This is a genomic window from Gallintestinimicrobium propionicum, assembly GCF_025567525.1.
In the GTDB taxonomy this organism is placed as follows: Bacteria; Bacillota; Clostridia; order Lachnospirales; family Lachnospiraceae; genus Gallintestinimicrobium; species Gallintestinimicrobium propionicum.
The window spans coordinates 86,026-108,872 of sequence record NZ_JAOQJY010000003.1; the positions used below are offsets into that span (position 1 = coordinate 86,026).

General features: G+C 49.2%; 18 protein-coding genes. 6 read left to right on the forward strand and 12 right to left on the reverse strand.

The features are described 5' to 3' along the window. Positions 1-2: 2 nt before the first annotated feature. From OCV62_RS03500 to OCV62_RS03535, 8 genes are all read right to left on the reverse strand, one after another. Positions 3-1,469, reverse strand: coding sequence for an ArnT family glycosyltransferase (locus OCV62_RS03500; RefSeq protein WP_262585147.1), 1,467 nt, complete (start codon positions 1,467-1,469; stop codon positions 3-5). A 115-nt stretch (positions 1,470-1,584) separates the two neighbouring features. Beyond that, positions 1,585-2,271 carry an LrgB family protein gene (locus OCV62_RS03505; protein WP_330667219.1) on the reverse strand — a complete coding sequence of 229 codons (687 nt, stop codon included), beginning with the start codon at positions 2,269-2,271 and terminating at the stop codon, positions 1,585-1,587. After that, on the reverse strand, positions 2,268-2,642 hold the full coding sequence (locus OCV62_RS03510; protein WP_117959959.1) for a CidA/LrgA family protein: 375 nt from the start codon (positions 2,640-2,642) through the stop codon (positions 2,268-2,270). Before OCV62_RS03510 ends, OCV62_RS03505 begins: the two co-directional genes overlap by 4 nt. 34 nt (positions 2,643-2,676) lie before the next feature. Then, positions 2,677-6,207: a transcription-repair coupling factor gene (gene mfd / locus OCV62_RS03515; RefSeq protein WP_262585148.1), complete on the reverse strand. Its 3,531-nt coding sequence runs from the start codon at positions 6,205-6,207 to the stop codon at positions 2,677-2,679. 1 nt (position 6,208) lies between these two features. Beyond that, complete coding sequence (pth, locus tag OCV62_RS03520; RefSeq protein ID WP_117960065.1) at positions 6,209-6,790, reverse strand: aminoacyl-tRNA hydrolase; 582 nt, start codon at positions 6,788-6,790, stop codon at positions 6,209-6,211. 251 nt (positions 6,791-7,041) lie between these two features. Further along, positions 7,042-7,311: a septation regulator SpoVG gene (gene spoVG, locus OCV62_RS03525; RefSeq protein ID WP_021914851.1), complete on the reverse strand. Its 270-nt coding sequence runs from the start codon at positions 7,309-7,311 to the stop codon at positions 7,042-7,044. A gap of 20 nt (positions 7,312-7,331) precedes the next feature. Next, on the reverse strand, positions 7,332-8,450 hold the full coding sequence (gene glgD, locus OCV62_RS03530) for a glucose-1-phosphate adenylyltransferase subunit GlgD (RefSeq protein ID WP_117959957.1): 1,119 nt from the start codon (positions 8,448-8,450) through the stop codon (positions 7,332-7,334). After that, the gene (locus OCV62_RS03535; protein WP_021914848.1) at positions 8,447-9,721 is read right to left on the reverse strand and encodes a glucose-1-phosphate adenylyltransferase; all 1,275 of its coding nucleotides are present in this window, start codon (positions 9,719-9,721) and stop codon (positions 8,447-8,449) included. Before OCV62_RS03535 ends, glgD begins: the two co-directional genes overlap by 4 nt. Before the next feature lie 399 nt (positions 9,722-10,120). Here OCV62_RS03535 and murC point away from each other — a divergent pair, with 399 nt between their 5' ends. The 5 genes from murC to OCV62_RS03560 all read left to right on the forward strand — a co-directional run bounded on the left by murC (position 10,121) and on the right by OCV62_RS03560 (position 15,770). Next, positions 10,121-11,506 (forward strand): UDP-N-acetylmuramate--L-alanine ligase, encoded by a 1,386-nt coding sequence (gene murC / locus OCV62_RS03540; RefSeq protein ID WP_262585151.1) that lies wholly within the window; start codon positions 10,121-10,123, stop codon positions 11,504-11,506. A gap of 294 nt (positions 11,507-11,800) precedes the next feature. Further along, positions 11,801-13,042 carry a DnaD domain protein gene (locus tag OCV62_RS03545; protein WP_262585152.1) on the forward strand — a complete coding sequence of 414 codons (1,242 nt, stop codon included), beginning with the start codon at positions 11,801-11,803 and terminating at the stop codon, positions 13,040-13,042. 11 nt (positions 13,043-13,053) lie between these two features. Next, entirely contained in the window at positions 13,054-14,034 is a 981-nt protein-coding gene (locus OCV62_RS03550; protein ID WP_262585153.1) for an ATP-binding protein, read from the forward strand. A 50-nt stretch (positions 14,035-14,084) separates the two neighbouring features. Further along, a complete protein-coding gene (locus OCV62_RS03555) occupies positions 14,085-15,284 on the forward strand; it encodes a ribose-phosphate pyrophosphokinase (protein WP_021914844.1) in 1,200 nt (399 codons plus the stop codon). 78 nt (positions 15,285-15,362) lie between these two features. Then, a complete protein-coding gene (locus tag OCV62_RS03560; RefSeq protein ID WP_262585154.1) occupies positions 15,363-15,770 on the forward strand; it encodes a DUF3842 family protein in 408 nt (135 codons plus the stop codon). A 108-nt stretch (positions 15,771-15,878) separates the two neighbouring features. On the opposite strand, the gene OCV62_RS03565 is transcribed toward OCV62_RS03560, so the two are convergent. From OCV62_RS03565 to cls, 4 genes are all read right to left on the reverse strand, one after another. Next, entirely contained in the window at positions 15,879-17,213 is a 1,335-nt protein-coding gene (locus OCV62_RS03565; RefSeq protein ID WP_262585155.1) for a C40 family peptidase, read from the reverse strand. Positions 17,214-17,662: 449 nt separating this feature from the next. Continuing rightward, the gene (asnS, locus tag OCV62_RS03570) at positions 17,663-19,057 is read right to left on the reverse strand and encodes an asparagine--tRNA ligase (RefSeq protein ID WP_262585156.1); all 1,395 of its coding nucleotides are present in this window, start codon (positions 19,055-19,057) and stop codon (positions 17,663-17,665) included. Positions 19,058-19,100: 43 nt separating this feature from the next. Then, positions 19,101-20,333, reverse strand: a complete 1,233-nt coding sequence (gene tig / locus OCV62_RS03575) for a trigger factor (protein WP_262585157.1) — start codon at positions 20,331-20,333, stop codon at positions 19,101-19,103. An 87-nt stretch (positions 20,334-20,420) separates the two neighbouring features. Further along, positions 20,421-21,899, reverse strand: a complete 1,479-nt coding sequence (gene cls / locus OCV62_RS03580) for a cardiolipin synthase (protein ID WP_021914219.1) — start codon at positions 21,897-21,899, stop codon at positions 20,421-20,423. Positions 21,900-22,402: 503 nt separating this feature from the next. On the opposite strand from cls, the gene OCV62_RS03585 reads away from it, so the two are divergent. After that, on the forward strand, positions 22,403-22,847 hold a 445-nt coding region (locus tag OCV62_RS03585), incomplete at its 3' end, for a hypothetical protein (protein ID WP_262585158.1).

Below are 22,847 nucleotides of genomic sequence, written 5' to 3' on the forward strand. Positions count from 1 at the left end.
CCTTAAAGCAGACACCACACTGCCGTCATCGCCGTGCTCAACAGACAAAATGCCAGCAGCAGTACAAAAAGCATCTGCGATATTGCTCTTTTCACCGCCGGATGCCCGGTCGCACCGCCCTCCCTGCGCCGCATCTCAAGCTGCTCTTTCGTGCCCTCCTGCCAGATAAATGCCAGCGCAATCGCCGGAAACAGCAGCTCGATTTCCATATATCGAAAATGCATGCTACATTCCTGCGGATAGTCATAGGCAAATTTCAGATACAGGAGCAGGTGCACAAAATAGCCGACCACAAATAAAATCCGGCTCGCAGAATCGATACCGCAGCGTTTTGCCTGAACGACAAATACACGAATAAATGCCATCCATGCTGTCAGCGCCAGCAGCGCACCGACCAGCATCAAAAGCACTGCCAGCACCTTTACACTGCGTCCGACGTCCGCCATATCCCATTCGCCCAGCACTGAGGTACGGATGATCTGCATCCATACATTATAGCCACAGCCCAGCTTAAACTGACGTAAGTTGTCCAACATTTCCGACGGCACCGGGAACAGGAAACGGTTCAAAACCGGGACATTTCCGGTGTACTGCCAGGAATCCTCCGGCAGCGTATAAATCCACACGAGGGGCATATGGAACTGAATCCTATTTCGGATATAAAAGCTCATGCCAAGGGGAATCGAAACTACACCAAACAGAACGTACTGACCGAGCAGCTTCTTTACCGGAACGACGGGAATTGCAGCATTTCGGGTGTTCTCTACGCTGCGTGCCCTACAATCTCGTCCATTGTCCAGACTTCTTACCAGCATCCAGAGCATCACCGCCGCGATCGGAAAGGCCATCTGCGCGACACTCTGTTTTGTCAACATACCAAGCGCGATGGAAACCGCCAGCTTTAAGATGTTATGCGCCGTCGGAAAGCGACTCCACAAAATCGTATAGTACACACACATCACCGTGAACATCAGGCTCATACAATCGTTGTTCACGCTTCCGGAAAGCAGCACCAGCGCCGGATGGAAGCAAAACAGCAGCATCACAAAGCGTTTTGCTTTTTCCGTCAGTTCAAACTGCTCTGCAATCCGCAAAAGGAACCAGAGAATAAGCAGCGAACAGACAAACGGGACGATCTGGATTGACTCCTCCAGCACATCCGTATTGGAAATAAAAAGAGAGCAAAGCTTCATCCACAGTGCGCACAGATAATGGTGCAGCGGCGGATGGTTGAACTGATAAACGGTCGTCGGGTCAAAGTCCGGCAGCTTCCAGTTTTCATATAAATACTGGATATATGCCAGATGTCCGCCTGTCACCGTATGCCCGGCATCCAGATCGATCATCCCGATATCATACTGTCTGTCATAGATCGTGGAAAAAAGCACATAAAACAGGCGCAGCATACAGCCTGCCGCCAGTATCACATCCATTTTGATCCGATCTGTCCTTTTTTCCACTTTCTCCATGCTCTCCCCCATTTCGTGCCCAGCGCTGCAGTAGTTTGACGCTGCGCCGTTCTTACATCCGCGCTATAATTTTTATGCCCGTGCCTCAGTTTTTGACCGCACGGCGCGGCCAGCTTTAATGCATCAAAATCATCGAAAACAGTACGGTAAGGATACCGCAGACACCGATCGCCAGTCCGCTCATGGCGCCCTCTGTTTCTCCCAACTCAATCGCCTTGGATGTTCCCACCGCGTGGGAGCATGCGCCGATGGAAATTCCGGCGATCATCGGATCGTTTACCCGGAAAAGTCTGATCAGTGTCGGTGCAAAAATGCTTCCCAGAATGCCGGTAAAAATAACCGCAACAACGGTAATGGGCACCATTCCTCCGTGTCCCTCTGCAACGCTGACTGCGATGGGTGTCGTAACGGACTTCGGAATGAGCGAGACTGTCATCGCCTCGTCCATGCCAAACAGCTTACACATCAGCAGCACGCTCCCCATCGATGCAAGAGATCCGCAGGACGCACCGACTACGATGGGAAGCCAGTTTTTCTTTAACAGCTCTGCCCGCGTGTAGATCGAAACTGCAAGACATGCCGTTGCAGGTGCGAGGAACATGTTGATAAGCGCTCCGCCTTCATTATATTCCTCATACGGAATTTTAAAGATCAGTAAAACGCCGGATACGATCACAATTGCAAGCACAAGGGGATTGCACAGCACCAGTCCGGTCTTTTTGCGGATCCAGGTTCCAACCCAGAATGCGGCGATACTTAATCCGATTCCGAAAAACGGAGACATAAACAGTTCATGCATCATTCTTTTGCCCTCCCGCTTTTCTTTTTCTGCATCAGATACAGCGCGAGCTTCATGCTGTATGCCGTCACTGCAAATGTCACCACCGTACTCACCACGCAGATCACGATCAGCTGCACCACCCAGTTTTTCAGGACGTCAAAATAGTTGATGATGCTGACTCCCGCCGGGATAAAAAAGAATGCCATATTTTCCAGCAGAAAATCCGATTTTTCGCGGATATGGTCTACCTTCAGAATATGTACGCACAACAGAATGAACAGCAAAATCATGCCGATCACGCTCGCTGGGAAAGAAAACGGAAGAAGCTTTTCGATAATCTGAGAAATCCAGCAAATCGAAAAGATAATTCCTACCTGTGTAACGATTTTCAAGTCTTAATTTCCTCCTTTGATCCGGTGCTGCCCCTTAAAGCAGGCAGCGCTGCATATCTTTTATCATCTGTTCCGCCTGCGAAAGCAGGTCTTCAGAGTTTTTCTCCACTACATTACTCCTTTTGAACTGATAAGTAAAGACCGGATTCCCCTGAGGTAAAAACTTTAAACTGTTCCCATATTGTTCGAAAAGCATCGGGATATTTTCCCCGTGCACCCGTGCGTCCGGTCTGTATACAAAGCGCAGCTCCCCCGGACGCCCCTTGATTTCCATAATATAAAGCTTGTGCGCCTGCGCCCGCAAAAGCGCAATCCGCAGCAAATTGTCTACGGACTTCGGCACGGTTCCGAAGCGGTCGAGCAGCTCTTCTTTCATCTCTGCACTCTCGCTTTCCGTCTCCACGCCGGCGATTCGCTTGTAAATGTCGAGCTTCTGCTGCTCATTGACAATGTAAGAAGCCGGAATATAAGCGTCCACCTCCAGCTCCACCGTCGTAAGAAAGTCCGGTGCAGTGTCCTCGCCCTTTAAATTCTTTACCGCTTCGTTCAACATTTTACAATATAAATCATAGCCAACTGCTTCCATATGACCGTGCTGACGCTCTCCCAAAAGGTTGCCCGCGCCGCGGATCTCCAAATCCTTCATCGCAATCTTAAAACCGCTGCCCAGATCGGTAAACTCCCGGATCGCCGCCAAACGCTTTTCTGCAATTTCCCGCAGCACCTTGTCCCGCTTATACATCAAAAATGCATAAGCCGTCCGGTTCGAGCGCCCGACACGTCCGCGCAGCTGATACAGCTGGGACAATCCCATTCGGTCAGAATCGTGGATGATGATCGTGTTGACGTTGGAAATGTCCAGACCGGTTTCGATGATCGTCGTCGCAACCAGAATGTCAATTTCGCCGTTGATAAAGCTAAACATGATTTTTTCCAGCTCTCTCTCCGACATCTGCCCGTGTGCAAATGCCACATTCGCATCCGGCACCATTTCCCCAATCCTTGCTGCCATATCTGCAATCGTATTGACGCGGTTGTATACATAATACACCTGACCATTCCGGGACAGCTCGCGGGTGATCGCCTCACGCACCATTTCTTCATTATATTCCATCACATAGGTCTGGATCGGCTGACGTTCCTCCGGCGCTTCCTCCAGCACGCTCATGTCGCGGATACCGACCAGAGACATATGCAGGGTCCGTGGAATCGGCGTTGCCGTCAGGGTCAGCACATCCACGTTCTCTTTCATTTTCTTGATCTTTTCCTTATGGGTCACGCCAAAGCGCTGCTCCTCGTCGATCATCAAAAGACCAAGATCCTTATATTGCATATCCGACGAAAGCACGCGATGCGTCCCGATCACGATATCCACCAGACCTTTTTTGAGATCCTCGATCACCTTTTTCTGCTGCGCAGGCGTCCGAAACCGCGACATCTGCTCAATCCGGATCGGATAATCCTTCATCCGCTGCACAAACGTATTGTAATGCTGCTGCGCCAGAATCGTCGTCGGCACCAGAAAAACAACCTGCTTGCCGTCCTGCACCGCCTTAAACGCCGCGCGGATTGCAACCTCGGTTTTGCCATAGCCAACGTCCCCGCAGATCAGGCGATCCATGATTTTGTTGCTCTCCATGTCCCGCTTCGTCGCCGCTATTGCCATCAGCTGGTCATCCGTTTCCTCAAACGGGAACATTTCTTCAAACTCCCGCTGCCAGACCGTATCCTCCGAAAAAGCGTAGCCCTTCCCGTTCTGGCGCGCCGCATACAGCTCCACCAGATCCTTTGCGACCTCATCCACTGCCGCCCGGACACGGGTCTTGGTCTTGTGCCACTCCTGCGTTCCGAGCTTGTTTAACTTCGGCTTTTTCGCTGCATCGGCGGATGCGTACTTCTGAATCGCGTCCAGACCGGTTGCCAGCACATAGAGGTTTCCTCCATCCCGGTACGAAATTTTCATGTAATCCCGGACCGTTCCCTCCATCTCGACCTTCTCGATGCCCTGATAAATACCGAGACCGTGCGTCTCATGAACGACATAATCCCCGACCTTCAGCTCTCCGAAATCGCGGATTTTCGTGCCCTCATAGCGCTGAATTTTTCGCTTTTTCTTTTTGGGCGCACCAAAAATATCCCCCTCCGAAATGACCGCGAATTTCAGCATCGGATATTCAAAGCCCTTTTCCACATGTCCGTAAAAAAGCTCTGTCTCGCCAGGCAAAACCTCCCGGTCAGGGTCTTCGCTGTAAAAAGCGCTCAGCTCCTGCTCCCGCAGATCGGCTGCCAGACGCTTCGCCCGCGTCCGGGATGCACATAACAAAAGCACCCTGCTGCCATTTTTTTTGTAACGTTTTAAGTCCTTTAACAGGGCTTCAAAACTGTTGTTATAGGACGGCATGCTGCGCACCGTGATTTCAAACCTGCGATCCGGCTTAAACAGGCTGCTCTTTGCATCCAGCGCGGCGAGTGACACTGCCCGATACTGCGACAGCTTCCCTGCGATTTCCTTTTCGGGGTACAAAAGCTGCGCCTGTCCCGGCAGGATATAGCCTTTTTCCAGACGTCCGGTCATGCTCTCCCGAAATTCTGTCTCAAGTGCGTTCGCCGTCTCCGACAAATGCTGTGGCTCATCCAGAAAAACTGCCGTCGTTTCCGGATGGAAAAATTCCAGAAAGGACTCCGTCTGCGGATAAAAATAATGCACGAAGCTTTCCAGATTGACTACACTGCCAAACTCCTGCGCAGACTCTTCGATCTCTTTGATCTGCGTCTCAATCCGGTGCGCTGCCTCCGGATTGCCCTGTTCCCGCAATTTTTTGGCATATTGCTTCGTCTCTTTTTTGATTCTCGCAAAGCCGTCCTGCCTGCGCGCCTCCGAAAGCATCAGCTCCGTTGCCGGATAAATCGCAATCTCATCCAGATTTTCCACCGAACGCTGGGACAGCACGTCAAAGCTTCGAATCGACTCTACGCTGTCTCCCCACAGCTCGATTCGATACGGATTTTCTTCCGTCATATCGAAAATATCAATAATTCCGCCGCGAATGGAAAACTGTCCCGGTTCCTCTACCTGCGGGCTCTTTTCATAACCCATTTCCACCAGCTGAGCGGAAAGTTTCCTCTCGTCTACCGTTGATTTTTTATCGAAATGCAGTATTCTTGACACAATCCCGGAAAGCGGCGTCTGCGGCATCATCAATGCGGACATCGTCGTTACGATCGTAACCGGACGCTTTTCGAGCAGCGCGCGCAGCACACGCATCCGCTCCCGCACCAGATCGCCGCCGGAAACATCCGCCTGATAAAAGATCAGATCCTTGCCCGGATACACCATCGTCCTGCGGTCGTAAAACCCATATTCTGCGCCGATTTCCCGCGCTCTTTTGTCACTGAAAGTAACGATGATTTTCTGTGTAAAACCATCGCTCAATCCATATACCATATGAAGCTTCTGGGAATCATACAGTCCGGAAAAGGCAACATGCCCTTTTCCTCTGTCCAGAAGTGCTTTTCCCTCTTCAAACTCCGCCAATTCCCAAAGCGGAGCTGTCAATACCTTCATGCTATGCCTTCTCCACTTTTCGCCCGTTATACACGTTCATCGCTGCATCCGGACCTTTTTCCAGAATCATCTGCACTGCTTCACAGACTTCCTCCGAAACCTGCTTCATCAGCACCTGCTCCTCCCGATCAAAATGTCCCAGCACATAGTCCGCAAGGTCGTAGCCTGCCGGTTTTTCCCCGACGCCGACCTTAATCCGCACAAACTGATCTTTTCCAAGATGCTGAATAATATTCTTCAAACCGTTATGACCACCCGCGCTGCCTTTTTTGCGCACCCGGATGATGCCAGGCTCCAGGCTGATATCGTCGTGAATCACGATCAGGTTCGTGCTGCCGTCTACCTTATAATAATCCAGCACTTCCCGGATACATTCGCCGCTCAGGTTCATATAAGTCAGCGGCTTTACCAGAATTATTTTCTGCCCGTTTAAATAGCCTGCACCCAAAAGTCCCTTGTGCTTTGCCGTGTTTACAGAAATTCCGGTCTTATCTGCCAGCATATCTATGACGGAAAAGCCGATATTATGCCTTGTATTATCGTATTCTTTTTTCGGGTTTCCAAGTCCTGCAATTACATACATGTTCTGTCCGTTTCCTTCCTGCTTCTGCCTGCCCTTTCCTGCTTTTGCAGGCGCTGTCTGTTGTGCTTTCATGTTAGCACAGTTTCCCCCGCTCGGGCAAGTGAGAATGTACCCTGCTGCCCTTTCCATCTGCGGCGACATACAGATGGCTTTTCTAACCGGATATCCGGTCAGGAAAACAGTCCCGGTACATCGCTGCACCGGGACTGTCTGTTGTAGTCTGTATTTATTTTCTGTATTTATTTAAGAAGTTATGCAATCGGTTCTTCCAATGCCGTATTGTATGCTTCCAAAATAATTCCCTGGATCTTTTCCCGGGTTCCCTGGCTGATGGGATGGGCGATATCGCGGTATTCCCCATCTGCGCTGCGCTTGCTCGGCATCGCGATGAACAGTCCTTTATCTCCCTCTATTACTTTGATATCATGCACCACAAACTCGTCATCCACGGTAATGGATACAATCGCTTTCATTTTACCTTCTTTGGCAATTTTCCGAACCCTTACGTCGGTAATCGTCATAACTTATTCCCCCTCGCGTTTCAGATAATGTATCTGTCGTTTTTCTCTATTACAATCTTGATTTCATCTTCTCCGCGATAGAAAGAATTTGCACGGATCGTATCCCGGCTTTCTACGATACAGTTCTCGATGTGCGTGTTATCGCCGATGTATACGTCATTCAAAATAATGGAATTCTTGATGTAACAGTTGTTTCCGATAAAGGATTTTTTGAAGATTACGGAATCCTCTACCGTGCCGTTGACAATACAGCCGCTGGAAATCAGGCTGTTCTCAACCTTCGCTCCAACATTATACTTTGCAGGCGGTAAATCGTCAACCTTTGAATAAATATCCGGATACTGTTTAAAAAAATAATTACGGATCTCCGGTTTTAAGAAGTCCATATTGGCATCGAAATAGTCTTCCACCGTTGCAATATTCTTCCAGTAATCTTTGATCTTATATCCGAAGATCCGTTTCTGATTTTTGTAACGGATCAGAATATCCTTTACAAAATCATAACGGTCTTCCATTGCACAGCGCTCGATCATATCAATCAGGAGACGTCTGCGGATAACATAAATACCACAGGAAATGGTATTGGAGCGTGCCTCAATCGGCTTCTCTTCAAACTCTTCGATCCGGCTTTCCTCGTTCATCTTGATGGTACCGAACCGCTCTACGTTTACATTTGCCGGCATGTCCTTGCAGACAACGGTCACATCCGCTTTTTTGGAAATATGATATTCCAGGACTTTGTTGTAGTCCATCTTGTATACACAATCGCCGGAGGTAATAACTACATAGGGCTCATGGCTGTTTTTTAAGAAGGAGAGGTTCTGATAAATGGCATCTGCCGTGCCTCTATACCAGGAGCTGTTCTCCGCGGTTACCGCAGGAGTAAACAGAAACAATCCACCCTGTTTTCTTCCGAAATCCCACCATTTGGAGGAGCTTAAATGTGCATTTAAGCTTCTGGCGTTATACTGGGTCAGCACGCCGACTCTCTGGATATGAGAGTTCGTCATGTTGCTCAGCGCAAAATCAATACTTCTGTAGCTGCCTGCCACCGGCATCGCGCCGATCGCGCGCTTCTGGGACAGTTCTCTCATCTTGCGGTTATTGCCGCCTGCTAAAATGATACCGATTGCTCTCACTGTTTGTCACCTGCCTTAATCAATGTTTTGCCGCTTGCCAGATATCCATCCGGATAATCGTCTGCTGTCGTAATGCCGAATACAACGGAATTCTTGCCTACAGATACATTGGCAGGCACAACGCTCTTCTCACCAACAGTGACAATACCGTCGCAGTAAATATGCGGTGCAGTATCGTTCGGTGCTTCCTCCCCGACGCCCAGTCTGACGTGATCACCGATCTTCGTGTTTTCCGCTACGATTGCCTTGCTAAGCTCACAGCTCGCCCCAATCTCTGTATTGTTCATGATAATGGAGTCACGCACAACCGTATCTTTACCGATCGTAACACCGCAGCCGATTACAGAGTTATAAACCTGTCCGTAAATCTCAGAGCCTTCTCCGACGATACTGCGTTCGATCACACCGCCCTTTGCAACGTACTGAGGAGGCAGGATCTCGCTCTTTGTATAAATCTTCCAGTATTCTTCATAAAGATTAAACTCCGGAACAACATCGATCAGCTCCATATTCGCTTCCCAGTAGGAGGTCAGGGTTCCGACATCTTTCCAGTAACCGTTAAATTCATATGCATACATCGGTGCGCCGTTTTTATGACAATAAGGGATGACATGCTTGCCAAAATCCAGGTTTGGCTGATCTGCATTATCGATCAGTGCCTGCTTCAGCGTTTTCCAGTTAAATATGTAAATACCCATGGATGCAAGGTTACTGCGCGGGTTGGCAGGCTTCTCCTCAAAATCCACGATCCGCTTGTTCTCATCGGTGATCATGATACCGAAGCGCTTGGCTTCTTCCATCGGAACCGGCATAACGGCGATCGTACACTCTGAACCGTTCTGCTTGTGGAAATCCAGCATCACTTCATAATCCATCTTATAAATATGGTCGCCGGAAAGAATCAGCACATATTCCGGGTTAAAGCCCTCCATATATTCGATATTCTGATAGATCGCGTTTGCTGTACCGGTGTACCATTCGCTGTTTTCATTTTTTTCATAAGGAGGCAGAACAGTAACACCTCCGATATTCCTGTCCAGATCCCATGGAATACCGATCCCAATATGCGTATTCAGCCGCAGAGGCTGATACTGTGTCAATACACCGACTGTATCAACACTAGAATTGATACAGTTGCTTAATGGGAAATCAATGATCCGATATTTTCCGCCAAATGAAACTGCAGGCTTGGCTACCTTTGCAGTCAGCACGCCCAGTCGGCTTCCCTGCCCGCCTGCCAGTAACATGGCAATCATTTCCTTCTTAATCATGTCCTCACCTCATTGTTTCTATCAACTTTCCCACGGCTGTCGCCGGGCTTAAGAAAAGTATATCACACGCATCTGTAAAAGTGAATAATAATTTTACATTTGCACGCCCTTTTCGACCTTTTTTCTTGTGAAATATAGACACAAATCAAATTAGTAGGTTTATGTTTTTATTCAAAATATTCAATTTTCTCACACTATCGCTTCCATTTCCTTCTTGAATTATTCACAAAATGTCCTTTTTCGTCTTTTCCGGTATGTTTTGTCAACCGATAACACATTGTTATTTTGTCGAAGAAAAAAAACGCTGCAGACGGCGCCGAAGTTTCTATTTGTTTTTTCAGAGAGTTTGCGCTACAATTGACCCAGTACAGTATTCCAATTCAGAAATGGAGATTCTTTATGTATCAGGTAGATTTTAACCATCCAATTCACGTTTATTTTATCGGCATCGGCGGCATCAGCATGTCCGGCCTCGCCGAAATTCTTTTATCCGAGGGCTTTACCGTATCCGGCTCCGACTGGAACCGCTCTGCCCTGACCGAGCACCTCGAAAAAAGCGGCGCACACGTCAACTATGGCAAGCCCCAGAAAGCGGAAAACATCACAGACGACATCGACCTCGTCGTATACACCGCCGCAGTACATGCAGATAATCAGGAATTTTCCCGTGCCAAAGAGCTGCAGCTTCCCATGCTGTCCAGAGCGGAATTTCTCGGACAGCTGATGAAAAACTACGACACGCCGATCGCTGTCAGCGGCACCCATGGCAAAACGACCACCACTTCCATGATTTCCGAGATTCTGCTGCAGGCAAATACCGACCCGACCCTTTCTATCGGCGGCATTTTGAAATCCATCCACGGCAATATCCGCGTCGGCCACTCCGGTCTGTTCGTCGCAGAGGCATGCGAATATACCAACAGCTTTTTAAGCTTTTTCCCGAAAATCGGCATCATCTTGAATATCGAAGAAGACCATTTGGACTTCTTTAAAGACCTGGCAGATATCCGTGCTTCGTTCCGCAAATTTGCACAGCTTCTGCCTGCGGACGGCACGCTGTTTATCAACGGCGACATCGAAAACTGGCAGGAGATCACAGAGGGTCTGGCATGCCGCGTCGTTACGTTCGGCACAACCTCTGCTTCCGACTATTATCCCTCCGATATTTCCTATAATAAAACAGCGGACGCAACCTTTACCGTGCACAGCTTAAACGGTCAGACCAGACAGCTTACGCTCGGCGTTCCCGGGGAGCACAATATCTCCAATGCCCTCGCTGCAGTCGCCCTGTCCGATCTGCTTAGCATCGATTATCGGGATACCGCGGAAGCGCTGCTGAACTTCCGCGGGACTGACCGCAGATTCGAATATAAAGGAACGATAAATGGTATAACAATTGTGGACGATTACGCACACCACCCGACCGAAATCGCCGCTACCCTGCACGCTGCGCTCAATTATCCGCACAAGACGCTCTGGTGCATTTTCCAGCCTCACACCTACACCAGAACGAAAGCGTTTTTACCTCAGTTTGCCAAGTCCCTCGCGCTGGCGGATAAGGTCATCCTCGCAGACATCTACGCCGCCCGTGAAACCGACACCCTCGGCATCAGCTCTGCCGATCTGCAGGCTCTGGTACAGAAAGAGGGTAAAGAATGTTTTTATTTCCATACATTCGAGGAAATTGAAGACTTCGTTTTAAAAAATTGTATCAACGGAGACCTGTTGATAACTATGGGAGCCGGAGATGTTGTAAATATCGGCGAAAACCTGCTTTCCAGATAACTTATCCACATTATCCACAGTCAGAACGTGGAAAACTTTCCTCTCTGGCTGTGGATATTTTTTTCCAAAAAAAGATGATATTTCTGCGCCTTTGACAATCTTTTACACATTTTCCACATTATCCACATCCACGAAAACCCCAGTGTTTATCAGCCCTGAGCCGGAAACTTCCTGTTTCCTTTTTAAAATGTCTGTGTTAAAATGGGGCTTGCCAAAAGGAATTGAAAAGTTTTCCACAGTCTGCAGGACGCAGACAAACTGCAGCAATTTTTACAAAGAACCGGGAATACTAGTATGAGTGAGATTTTTTTGTGCGGCGGAGCAGCGGATGCTACCGTCCTTTCCAACGTTTTTATCGATGAATATTTAAAAGATGCCAACGATGCACAGTTAAAGGTGTATCTTTTTCTCGTGCGCCGTCTGCAGGCAGGCGATCCTGTCAGCATTTCGGACATGGCAGACCGCTTTAATCATACGGAAAAGGACATTCTGCGCGCCCTCTGCTACTGGGAAAAGTGCGGCGTCCTGACGCTTAAGCTTTCGCCCGACCGCACAACCCTGCAGCAGATCCGTCTGCTCCCCCTTTCCAAGGGGAAGAGACAGGACGCAGGACAAGCTGATTTTTCTACGGAGCAGACCACCGGACATATTTCACGCGACGTCGGACGGCTTGCGGACACGACTCGCAGCTCTGATGCCGAACGCTTTGGCGACGCAGCCCGCAATTCTGAGCAAGGCGCTGACGCGACCCTGCCCGGAGCAGCCGCGCGCGATACGTCCAACACTGCGGCTGCTCCCTCCGGACGCACGGCCGCACCGCAGATCCGCAGCGTTACGATGCTTTCCCACCAGTCCCTTGAACCTGCCGATCCCTATGCCAAACCAGCTTACAGTCTGGACGAGCTCAAATCGTTCCAACAGCAGGAGAATACTGCGCAGCTGATTTTCATCGCAGAGCAGTATCTCGGACGCACGTTAAGCCCCGCCGATATGAAGTCGATCCTCTTTTTCACGGATAAGCTCCATTTCTCCGATGACCTGATCGACTATCTGCTGCAATACTGCGTCGAGCGCGGCAAAAAGGATTTCCGCTACATTGAAAAGGTCGCGATCGCCTGGGCGGAAGCCGGGATCACGACACCTGCCCAGGCAGAAGGTCATGTTTCCCGTTACGACAAGAACGTCTATTCCATTATGAACGCACTCGGCAAGACCAATACCCCCGCACGCAATGAGCTCGCCTATATCCGCCGCTGGACAGAGGAATTTTGCTTTGAGCTCGACGTTATTTTAGAAGCCTGCGGACGCACCGTCCTGGCTACCGACAGACACCGCTTCGCCTATGCAGACAGCATCCTCGCTGCCTGGTACAAGGCAGGCGTCCACCATGTCGCGGACATCGCCAGACTCGACAGCTCCTATCAGAAAGAGCGTGCATCTCGCCCGGCGCGCAGCGGCTCCACAGCAGAATATAACAGTTTCATGCATTCCAGCTATGATTTCGACGCGCTTGAAGAGGCGCTTTTGAAACAGTAAGGAGGTTTGATGTGGCACTGACTGTTTCCCAATACAATTCCATCCTGCGGCAATACGAAGAACATCAGACCCGCAACCGCCATCTGCACGATCAACGGCTGCATCACATTTATGAGACAGTCCCCGGCTATCAGGCCCTCGACGAAGCCGTTGCATCCACCTCTGTCGCACAGGGCAAAAGGATGCTCGCAGGGGATACAAATGCGCTTGCACAGCTCAAAGACCAGCTCAAAGACCTTGCACAGAAACGTGCCTCTCTTTTGCTGGAAAACGGCTACCCGACAGATTTTCTCGATCCGATCTACGACTGTCCTGACTGTCAGGACACCGGCTATGTGAACGGTCAGAAATGCCACTGCTTCCGTCAGGCAGAGATCGCGCTTCTTTACGAACAGTCCAACCTGAAACGAATGCTCGAAAAAGAAAACTTCGGCACGCTCTCCTATTCCTTTTTTCAGGGAGACGAACTGACTTCCTATCGCCAGGCTGTCGAAAAATGTAAAAATTTTTGCACAAATTTTAAAACGTCCTACCAAAACCTTTTCTTTTATGGTACAGTAGGTACGGGCAAGACATTCCTGACCAATTGCATTGCAAAGGAATGTATCGAGCAGGGCTGTTCTGTGCTTTATTTCAGCGCAGCATCCCTTTTCGACTTACTCGCCAGGAACACGTTTGACTATAGGGCACGGGAAGAGCTTTCCGCACTCTGTGCGGATCTCTACAGCTGCGATCTGCTCGTTATCGACGATCTCGGCACCGAAACTGCCACGGCAGTGACGCTCTCCCATTTCTTTACCTGTTTGAACGAACGTCTGCTCCGGCAGAAATCCGTTATCATTTCTACCAATCTTTCTCTGGAAGATTGCAGAAACCGTTATCAGGACCGAATTTTTTCCAGAATTGCCAGCAATTTTGAATTCTGTAAACTCACCGGCCCTGATATTCGTATGTGTAAAAAGGTATCCGCTGTCTCGGGTCCGGTCCGCTGACACAGATATCCAAAATATTAACTTTTACCTTCAGAAAGTGAGGAACTTCCATGATGGAACGTGAAGAAACCAGAAATCTCGAAACCATTCCGGTTGGCTCCCTGGGGATTATCCCGTTAAGGGGTTGCGAATCCCTTGCACAGAGAGTTGACCAGTATCTTGTAAGATGGCGCACCCAGCGCGAGAGCGAGCACAAAGACAGCCTTGCCTTTGCAGGCTACCAGCGTGACTCCTACATTTTAAAAAGCAAGGTGCCGCGTTTTGGTTCCGGCGAAGCCAAGGGCGTTATTCTGGAATCTGTCCGCGGTACGGATCTGTATCTGCTGGTTGACGTAACCAACTACAGCCAGACCTATTCCCTCTGCGGTCATGAAAACCATATGTCTCCTGACGATCATTATCAGGATCTGAAGCGTATCATCGCTGCTGTCGGCGGTAAAGCAAGAAGAATTACCGTTATCATGCCTTTCCTTTATGAAAGCCGCCAGCACAAGCGCACCGCACGGGAATCCTTGGACTGCGCACTCGCTCTGCAGGAGCTGGTAAAGATGGGCGTCGACAACATCATCACCTTTGATGCCCATGACCCGAGAGTCCAGAACTCCATCCCGTTAAACGGCTTCGAAACCGTTCAGGCTTCTTATCAGTTCATCAAAAACCTGCTGCGCACCGAGCCCGACCTGCAGATCGATTCCAACCACATGATGGTTATCAGCCCGGATGAAGGCGGTATGGGACGTGCAATTTACATTGCAAACGTACTCGGTCTGGATATGGGTATGTTCTATAAGAGAAGAGACTACACCAGAGTTGTTAACGGGCGAAATCCGATTGTTGCTCACGAATTCCTGGGTACCAGCGTAGAAGGCAAGGACATGATCATCATCGATGACATGATTTCCTCCGGCGAAAGTGTACTCGAAGTTGCATCCGCATTAAAGCAGCGCGGTGCCCGTAAGATCTTCATCTGCACCACCTTCGGTCTGTTCACAAGCGGTATGGAGAAATTCGACAAGGCTTATGCATGCGGCAATATCAACCGTGTCCTGACCACCAACCTGATTTATCAGCCTGAAGAGCTGTTAAAGCGGGAGTGGTACGTCAACTGTGATATGAGCAAATACGTTGCTTATCTGATCGATACCTTGAACCATGATACTTCCATCAGCGATCTGCTCGATCCCAACGATAAGATCCAGGCTGCTGTCGCAAAGTATAAAAAAGGACTGGCTTTAGATAACGACGACTGAGTCAGATAAAAAATTGAGCTGAACAATATTGTTCAGCTCCTATTTTTTCTGTGCAAAATGTCTCTAAATGGAGGATTTATGAAAATCGTAGTAATTGACGGCCAGGGCGGCAGAATCGGCAGTCTTGTGACTGCCCGCCTCTGTAAAGAGCAACTGCCCAACTGTGAACTGTATGCCATTGGCACCAACGCAACCGCAACCGCTGCCATGCTCAAAGCCGGGGCTGACTTCGGCGCAACCGGAGAAAATCCCGTGCTTGTTGCCTGCCGGGATGCGGATTTTATCATCGGTCCCCTCGGCATTTTGTCCGCAGACTCCCTGCTTGGGGAAGTGACGCCCGCCATGGCAGTCGCCGTCGGACAGAGCCATGCCCAGAAGCTTTTGCTTCCGGTCAACCGCTGCAACAACCACATCATCGGAACCGCCGATCTGTCCGTATCCCAGCTGATCGACGAAACGATCAAGTTTCTGAAAAAGAGTCTTTAAAGCAACAATAGAATGCACGCTCTGCGAGCATTCTATTGTCATGAATAAAAGTTACAGTTCACTCGTGGTTTTTGCGAATGGTGCGAGTGAACTGTAACATTTTTTCTTTTATCCCACAATTCTCCGAATTGTCAGAATCGGCTTATAATTCGCATATCCATACTTAATTCCTGTTCTCGCTGTGCTGGCATGCACGATTCGTCCGCCGCCCAGATACAGCGCCACATGGCCTGCATAGCAGACGATGTCGCCTGCCTGAGCAGCTTCATAGGAAACCTCGCGTCCTGCACTTCTCATAGCAGCAGAGTTTCTCGGCAGGCCGTATCCGTATTGCCTGTACACTGCCCAGATAAATCCGGAGCAGTCCGCACCGTTTGTCAGGCTCGTTCCGCCCGCTACATACGGGTTTCCGACGAACTGGCAGGCATACGCCGCAATGTCGCTTCCACTCGATCCGCTCGCAGGAGGAACGGTCTTTAAGCCGCCCGAAGAACTGCCGGAGCTGCTGCCTGAGGAAGAGGAGCTGTCGGAGCTGCTTGAGCGATTGGAGCTACTGTCAGAAGCGCCGGAATCGCTGCTCTTTGCAGCTTTTTCTTTCGCCTCGGCTTCCGCCTTTGCTTTTTCTTCCGCCGCTTTTTTCGCAGCCTCCTCGGCTTTCCGGCGCTCTTCCTCGGCCTTGATGATTGCGTTTTCTTCCTCATCCAGCCTTGCCAACTCGGAATTCTGCTGTTTGATTAACGCTTTATATGTCGCAGCTTCCTGCTTCGCTTTCGCAATCTGCGCGTCGAAATCGTTCGACTGGGACTTTTTCTCATCGATCATCTGCTGCATGGAAGCCTGTTCCTCTTCCAGCTCATATTTCTGCGTTTCCAGGTCGCTCTTTTTATCTTCCAAATCGTTCTTTTTCTGCGCAACCTCTTCTTTAATCAGGATGTAGCGGTTGAGCATCTGTTTATCGTACTCATACAGCTTCTCCACATAATTCGCCTGATTAAGCATGCCGCTCCAGTTGGAGGCGTTGCTCAGGATCTCGATATAGCTGGTATCGCCCTTTTCATACAGGTAACGGAGACGCTTCTTCATTGCAAGATACTGTGCATCCTCCTGCGCCTTCGCCGCATCATAGTCCTCCTGCGCCTTTACGATCTGCTTTTCGGTATCGCTGATCTGATCCTGCATCAGACTTACGCTGGCGATGACCTCTACCAGCTGGGAATCCAGCTCCTGTATTTCTTCCTCCAAAGCGTCCTGCTGCCCTTCCAGACTGCTGACCTTGCTCTGGCTCTGCTTATACTGACTCTGCGTGCCCTGCTGCTCGCTCTTTTTCTGTTCTCGTTCCTGCTGAATTTCTTCCCGTGTCTTTGCCTGCACATAGACAGGCTGTATTCCGATCGCTGCCGCAAGCATAACTGCTGCTATTTTTTTCCAGTGATGATTTCCCATCCGTATCTTCCTTTTTCTGTATTCTGGTACAGCGTTTCGTAAATAACTATACCAATCGCGTAGGATGTGGATTCGAGTGTGCAGGTATAAAAACGCAGGCGTAGCGGGCTACGCTGAGGCTTTTATACCTGTGCAATCGGATTCACAGGCAAGTGAGTGGTATAGGTATTTCGAAAACGATGTACTAGTTTTCACTTTATACAGTATACAACAAAAAAAGAGCAGGATAAACCCAAAAGTTCATCCCGCTCGACAATATTTTTATTCCAGTTCACTTGTGGTTTCTTGTAGGCAGATTCCATGCTCGCATGAGAATCTGTGTACAAGAAACCACGAAGAGAGCGCCATTTTATAAGCAAAAATAAGCTGCGAAGCAGCGGAAAGCATCGAAGATGCGCTTTTGCGAATGGCGCGGGTGAACTGTAACATTTTATTCCAGTTCACTGGAATTATAATTCGCAGTTCTTTACCGTTCTCGGGAAAGGAATGACGTCGCGAATGTTGCCCATACCGGTCAGATACATAACACAGCGCTCAAATCCAAGACCAAAGCCCGCATGGCTTGCGGAGCCGTATTTTCTCAGATCCAGATAGAAGCCGTAATCCTCTTTGTTCAGTCCAAGCTCGTCCATGCGCTGTTCCAGAAGCTCGAGGCTATCCTCTCTCTGGCTGCCGCCGATGATCTCGCCGATGCCTGGAACCAGACAGTCCATAGCGGCAACGGTCTTGCCATCCTCATTTAACTTCATATAGAATGCCTTGATTTCCTTCGGGTAGTCTGTTACAAATACCGGACGCTTGAACACCTTCTCCGTCAGATAACGCTCGTGTTCGGTCTGCAGGTCGCAGCCCCAGTATACTTTATAATCGAATTCGTCATTGTGCTCTTCCAAAATCTTGATCGCCTCGGTATAGGTCACATGTCCGAAATCGGAGTTCAATACATGGTTCAGTCTTTCCAGAAGTCCCTTATCCACAAAGCTGTTGAAGAAATTCATCTCTTCCGGAGCATGCTCCAGCACATAACGGATAATGTATTTGAGCATGGATTCTGCCAGTACCATGTCGTCCTTTAAGTCCGCAAATGCGATTTCCGGCTCGATCATCCAGAACTCAGCCGCATGGCGGGTGGTATTGGAGTTTTCTGCGCGGAAGGTCGGTCCGAACGTATAAATGTTCTTAAACGCCATCGCATAGGTTTCGCCGTTTAACTGTCCGCTTACGGTCAGGTTGGTAGGTTTGCAGAAGAAGTCCTGGGAATAATCCACAGTACCGTCTTCGTTTTTCGGAACGTTGTTCAAATCCAGGGTTGTAACCTGGAACATTTCGCCTGCGCCCTCGCAGTCGCTTCCGGTAATCAGAGGAGTGTGCACATAGACGAAATCTCTCTCCTGGAAGAACTGATGAATCGCATAAGCGATCAGGGAACGAACTCTGAACACTGCCTGGAACGTATTGGTTCTGGGACGCAGATGTGCAATGGTACGCAGATATTCAAAGCTGTGACGCTTCTTCTGCAGCGGGTAATCCGGTCCGCATGCACCTTCCACTACAACCTCGTCTGCCTGCATCTCAAAGGGCTGTTTTGCACCGGGCGTCTCTAAAATCGTACCTGTTACAATGACAGCTGCTCCGACGCCGATTTTGGCAATATCGGCATAATTATCCAGCTTGTCTGCTGCGTATACAACCTGCAGCGGTTCAAAAAAGGTACCGTCATTTACAACCAGGAATCCAAAATTTTTAGAATCCCGGTTGCTTCTTACCCAGCCGCCTACTGTCACCTTCTGGCCGGCAAACTGTTCTTTTTCTCTGAATAACTGTCTTACACTTGTCAGTTCCATGCTCTCTCTCCTCACTCGCCTCGTGCGTCAGCTGTGCCCTGGCTTATTCTGCTTCGGTCGCTGTCTCTGTTGTTGTCTCGGTTTCAGTTTCTGTTGTCTCTTCGGTCGCTTCCTCTGTGGACGCCTCTGTTTCGGTTACGTTCGCATTCTCAATCAGATACTTGGTTACCTTTTCAGACATCAGATATTCTTTGTAGCCGCGCAGGTCGCCAATCGCTTCCTGATAAGCGTCTACGGAATCATAACCATATTCGGATGCGCTGCTTTCCAGATCTGCCTGCAGCTCTTCATCGGTTAAGGTCAGACCTTCTTTTTCTGCGATCGCCTGCATAACCATAATCTGCTCTGCTGCGCTTTGTGCAGATTTCTGAAGCTCGTCTTCATATTCATCCGCAGCCAGACCGTAGCTGTATGACATAAAGGTCTCCAGATCGATTCCATACATGCTTGCAGTAGCGGTCAGGTTCTTAACCAGACGGTCATAATAGCGGCTTACCATCTCTTCGGGAGTTTCCTTGAAGGTTGCATTTGCCGTTACCGCCTCCAGAACATTTCTTTCCAGCTCTGTTTCCTGCTGGCTCTTGGCAGAGCTCATCAGGTTATCATAAACGTACTGACGATATTCTGCTACTGTGCTTACGCCGTCAATATTACGGGCTGCTACGAAAGCATCGTCCAGAACCGCGTCAGTTTCTTCATAAACATGATTTACCGTTACCGTGAATACAACGTCTGCACCGGCAAGGTCTGTATTGCTGTAATCCTCCGGGAAGGTAAGGTTTAACTCCTTTGTCTCATCCTTCTTCATGCCGATCACGCCGTCTTCAAAGCCGTCGATAAAGGTATTGGAGCCGATGGTCAGCTCGTAGCTGTCGGAAGAGCCGCCGTCAAACTCTACACCGTCCTTTTTGCCGACATATTTGATATCAACAACATCGCCATCCTTTACAGCACGGTCTACTTCTTCTTTATTTTTGTTGCTGTCCAAAACACTCTGAATGTACTGATCCACCATCTCGTCAGTTACTTCTGCCTTGGTAACCGTAACATCGACGCCCTTGTAATCACCCAGTTCTACAAAGTCGCCAAGGTTGATACCATCCAGATATGCTTCATCCGGGTATACCTTGGTTTCACTTTCGGTTTCTGTTGCTGCTTCTGTCTCAGCTGCAGTGCTTTCCTGCACAGTACTCTCCTGCACATCTGCCTTGCCGCAGCCTGCCAGCATCATGGCAGACAGAGACACTGCTGTAACGGCTGTCATAAATTTTTTCATAAATTGATCTCCTCATCATCTTACGGACATAAAATCCATAGTAAATAGAATTGCAATATCCTATATATTATCACACTTGGCGGGCTGTTACAAGACCGGAGACAGTAGTCTGCTGATTTGCTCCTTAAACCGGATCCAGACAGATCTGCTCTTGTACATTTCCTTTGTGATCCGCGTACAGCACTTTAAGTCTTCCCGGAAAATCCGTTCCATTTCCCCTGCGATATTCTGGTCAAAAATCATGGCATTGACCTCAAAGTTGAGTTCGAAGCTCCGGATGTCCATGTTCGCTGTTCCGTAGCAGCACGCCTTTCCGTCAATAGACAATCCTTTTGCATGTAAAAATCCATTATCATAGGTGTAGCAGTTTGCCCCTGCCATGATCAGCTCGCCGACATAGGAAAGTGTCGCCCAATACACAAATGGATGGTCCGGCTTGCACGGGAACATCAGATTGACCTCCACGCCGGACATCGTTGCCATCAGAAGTGCCGTCTGGATCGATTCATCCGGTATAAAATATGGCGTCTGGATGTAAATGCTCTTTTTTGCCTTGTGGATCAGCCGCAGGTAATTGTCCCGGATACTCTGGAGTTCGGAGTCCGGTCCGCTGGAAATGATTTGCATTTTGACATTGCCGGCTTTTTCTTCCGGCAGGATGAAATACTTCGGATTTTCAAACAGATTCTCCCTCGCTGCATAGTCCCAGTCCTGAATATAGCGCAGCAAAAGTCCACCGACTGCGCTGCCGCAGATTCTCAGATGGGTATCCCGCCAGTGCCCGAACTTCGGATCCAGTCCGATATACTCTTTGCCAATATTAAAGCCGCCGACATAAGCCACTTTTCCGTCGATAACTGCAATTTTTCTGTGATTTCTGTAGTTTACACGCAGATGCAGTCTGCCAAACAGAGCCGGGAAAAAGACCGCAACATGGATGCCCTGCTTTTCCATTTCTTTCCAAAAGTGCTTTCCAACGCTCCGACAACCCATCGCATCATACAAGATCCGAATTTCTACACCCTGTGCCGCTTTTTCCAGCAGTGCCTCCCGAATTCTCTGGAAGAGCACGTCATCTTTTATGATGTAATATTGTAAAAAAATATATGATTCCGCATTTTTAATATCCTCGATCAGAGCATCGAATTTGTCGTTGCCATCAGTGAAAATCTCTACCGCATTGTCTCCGGAAATCATGCATCCGGCACTTTCCAGGTTAAAAAAGACCAGATCCGAAAAATCCTTTAAATCCGGGTTTTCCTGCTCCAGCTCGCGGCTTTTGACGCTGTATTCCTGGCGGCGCACCGCATCGTTTATCTGCTCCTCGATTCCTTTGATCTTGAACATCTTCCGCTTGTGCATGTCCGTCCCGGCGAGAAGATACATTAAAAATCCCAGACCCGGCAGCACATTCAACGCCAGCAGCCACGCCCACGCTGACTTTGCTTCCTTTCTCTGGAAGAAAATAATAATAATCGCAAGAACCAGATTGATCCATACCATATGTGCCCATGTGTAGCGGAATACTTCCTGAAATGTTTGCCAAAACTGCACCCACGTCGTCATTACTGCCTGTTCCTTCCTGTCAGCAGCGCCGAAGGCGGCGCTGTCCTCATTCACCAACGCTCGCGGACTCGCGCCCCGCGCTTCTTTGCCTGCTTCGCAGGCCGTCCGCTCGCTATCCGCACGAGAAAAACGTTACTGTTCACCCGCGCCATTCGCAATACAATAGAATGTACGCTCCGCGGACATTCTATTGTCATGAATCGCGCCTTCGGCGTCGCTTGTTTTTCTTTCTTTATCTCGCTCGCGGACTCGCGCTCCGCGCTTCCTTGCCTGCTTCGCAGGCCGTCCGCTCGCTATCCGCACGAGAAAAATAAATGCCGCCTTCGGCGTCGCTTGTTTTTCTTTCGTGCTGGATACATTATACCCCAGGTGGCTATTAACTTCAACAAAACTCCTTGTACAATACCGTAAATTCTGCTAGAATGTTCTATAAGAATGCTAAGCGGACACACCGTACAGACAGCGCCGCTGTGCAGTACAAAGAAAGAGGAGGATTCACCACTATGAAAACCTGGGCAGTGGTATTGCTGGTCATCCTTGCCATTCTGATCGTCGCAGTCGTTGTTCTTTATTTTCTTGGAAGAAAGATGCAGAAAAAACAGGAAGAACAGCAGCAGCAGATTGAAGCCTATAAGCAGAATGTGACCATGCTTGTAATTGACAAGAAAATCATGAAGCTCAAAGAAGCCGGACTTCCGCAGTCAGTCATCGACAATACGCCGAAGATGATGCGCCGTTCCAAGCTTCCGATTGTCAAGGCAAAAGTCGGTCCGCAGATCGTTACCTTAGTCTGCGACCAGAAGATTTTCGACCTGGTTCCTGTGAAAAAAGAAGTCAAGGCAACCGTCAGCGGCATCTACTTAACAAGTGTTAAGGCGGTCCGCGGAACGCTGGTACAGCCCGAGAATCAGAAAAAGAAAAACTGGTTCAAGAGAAACATCGAAAAAC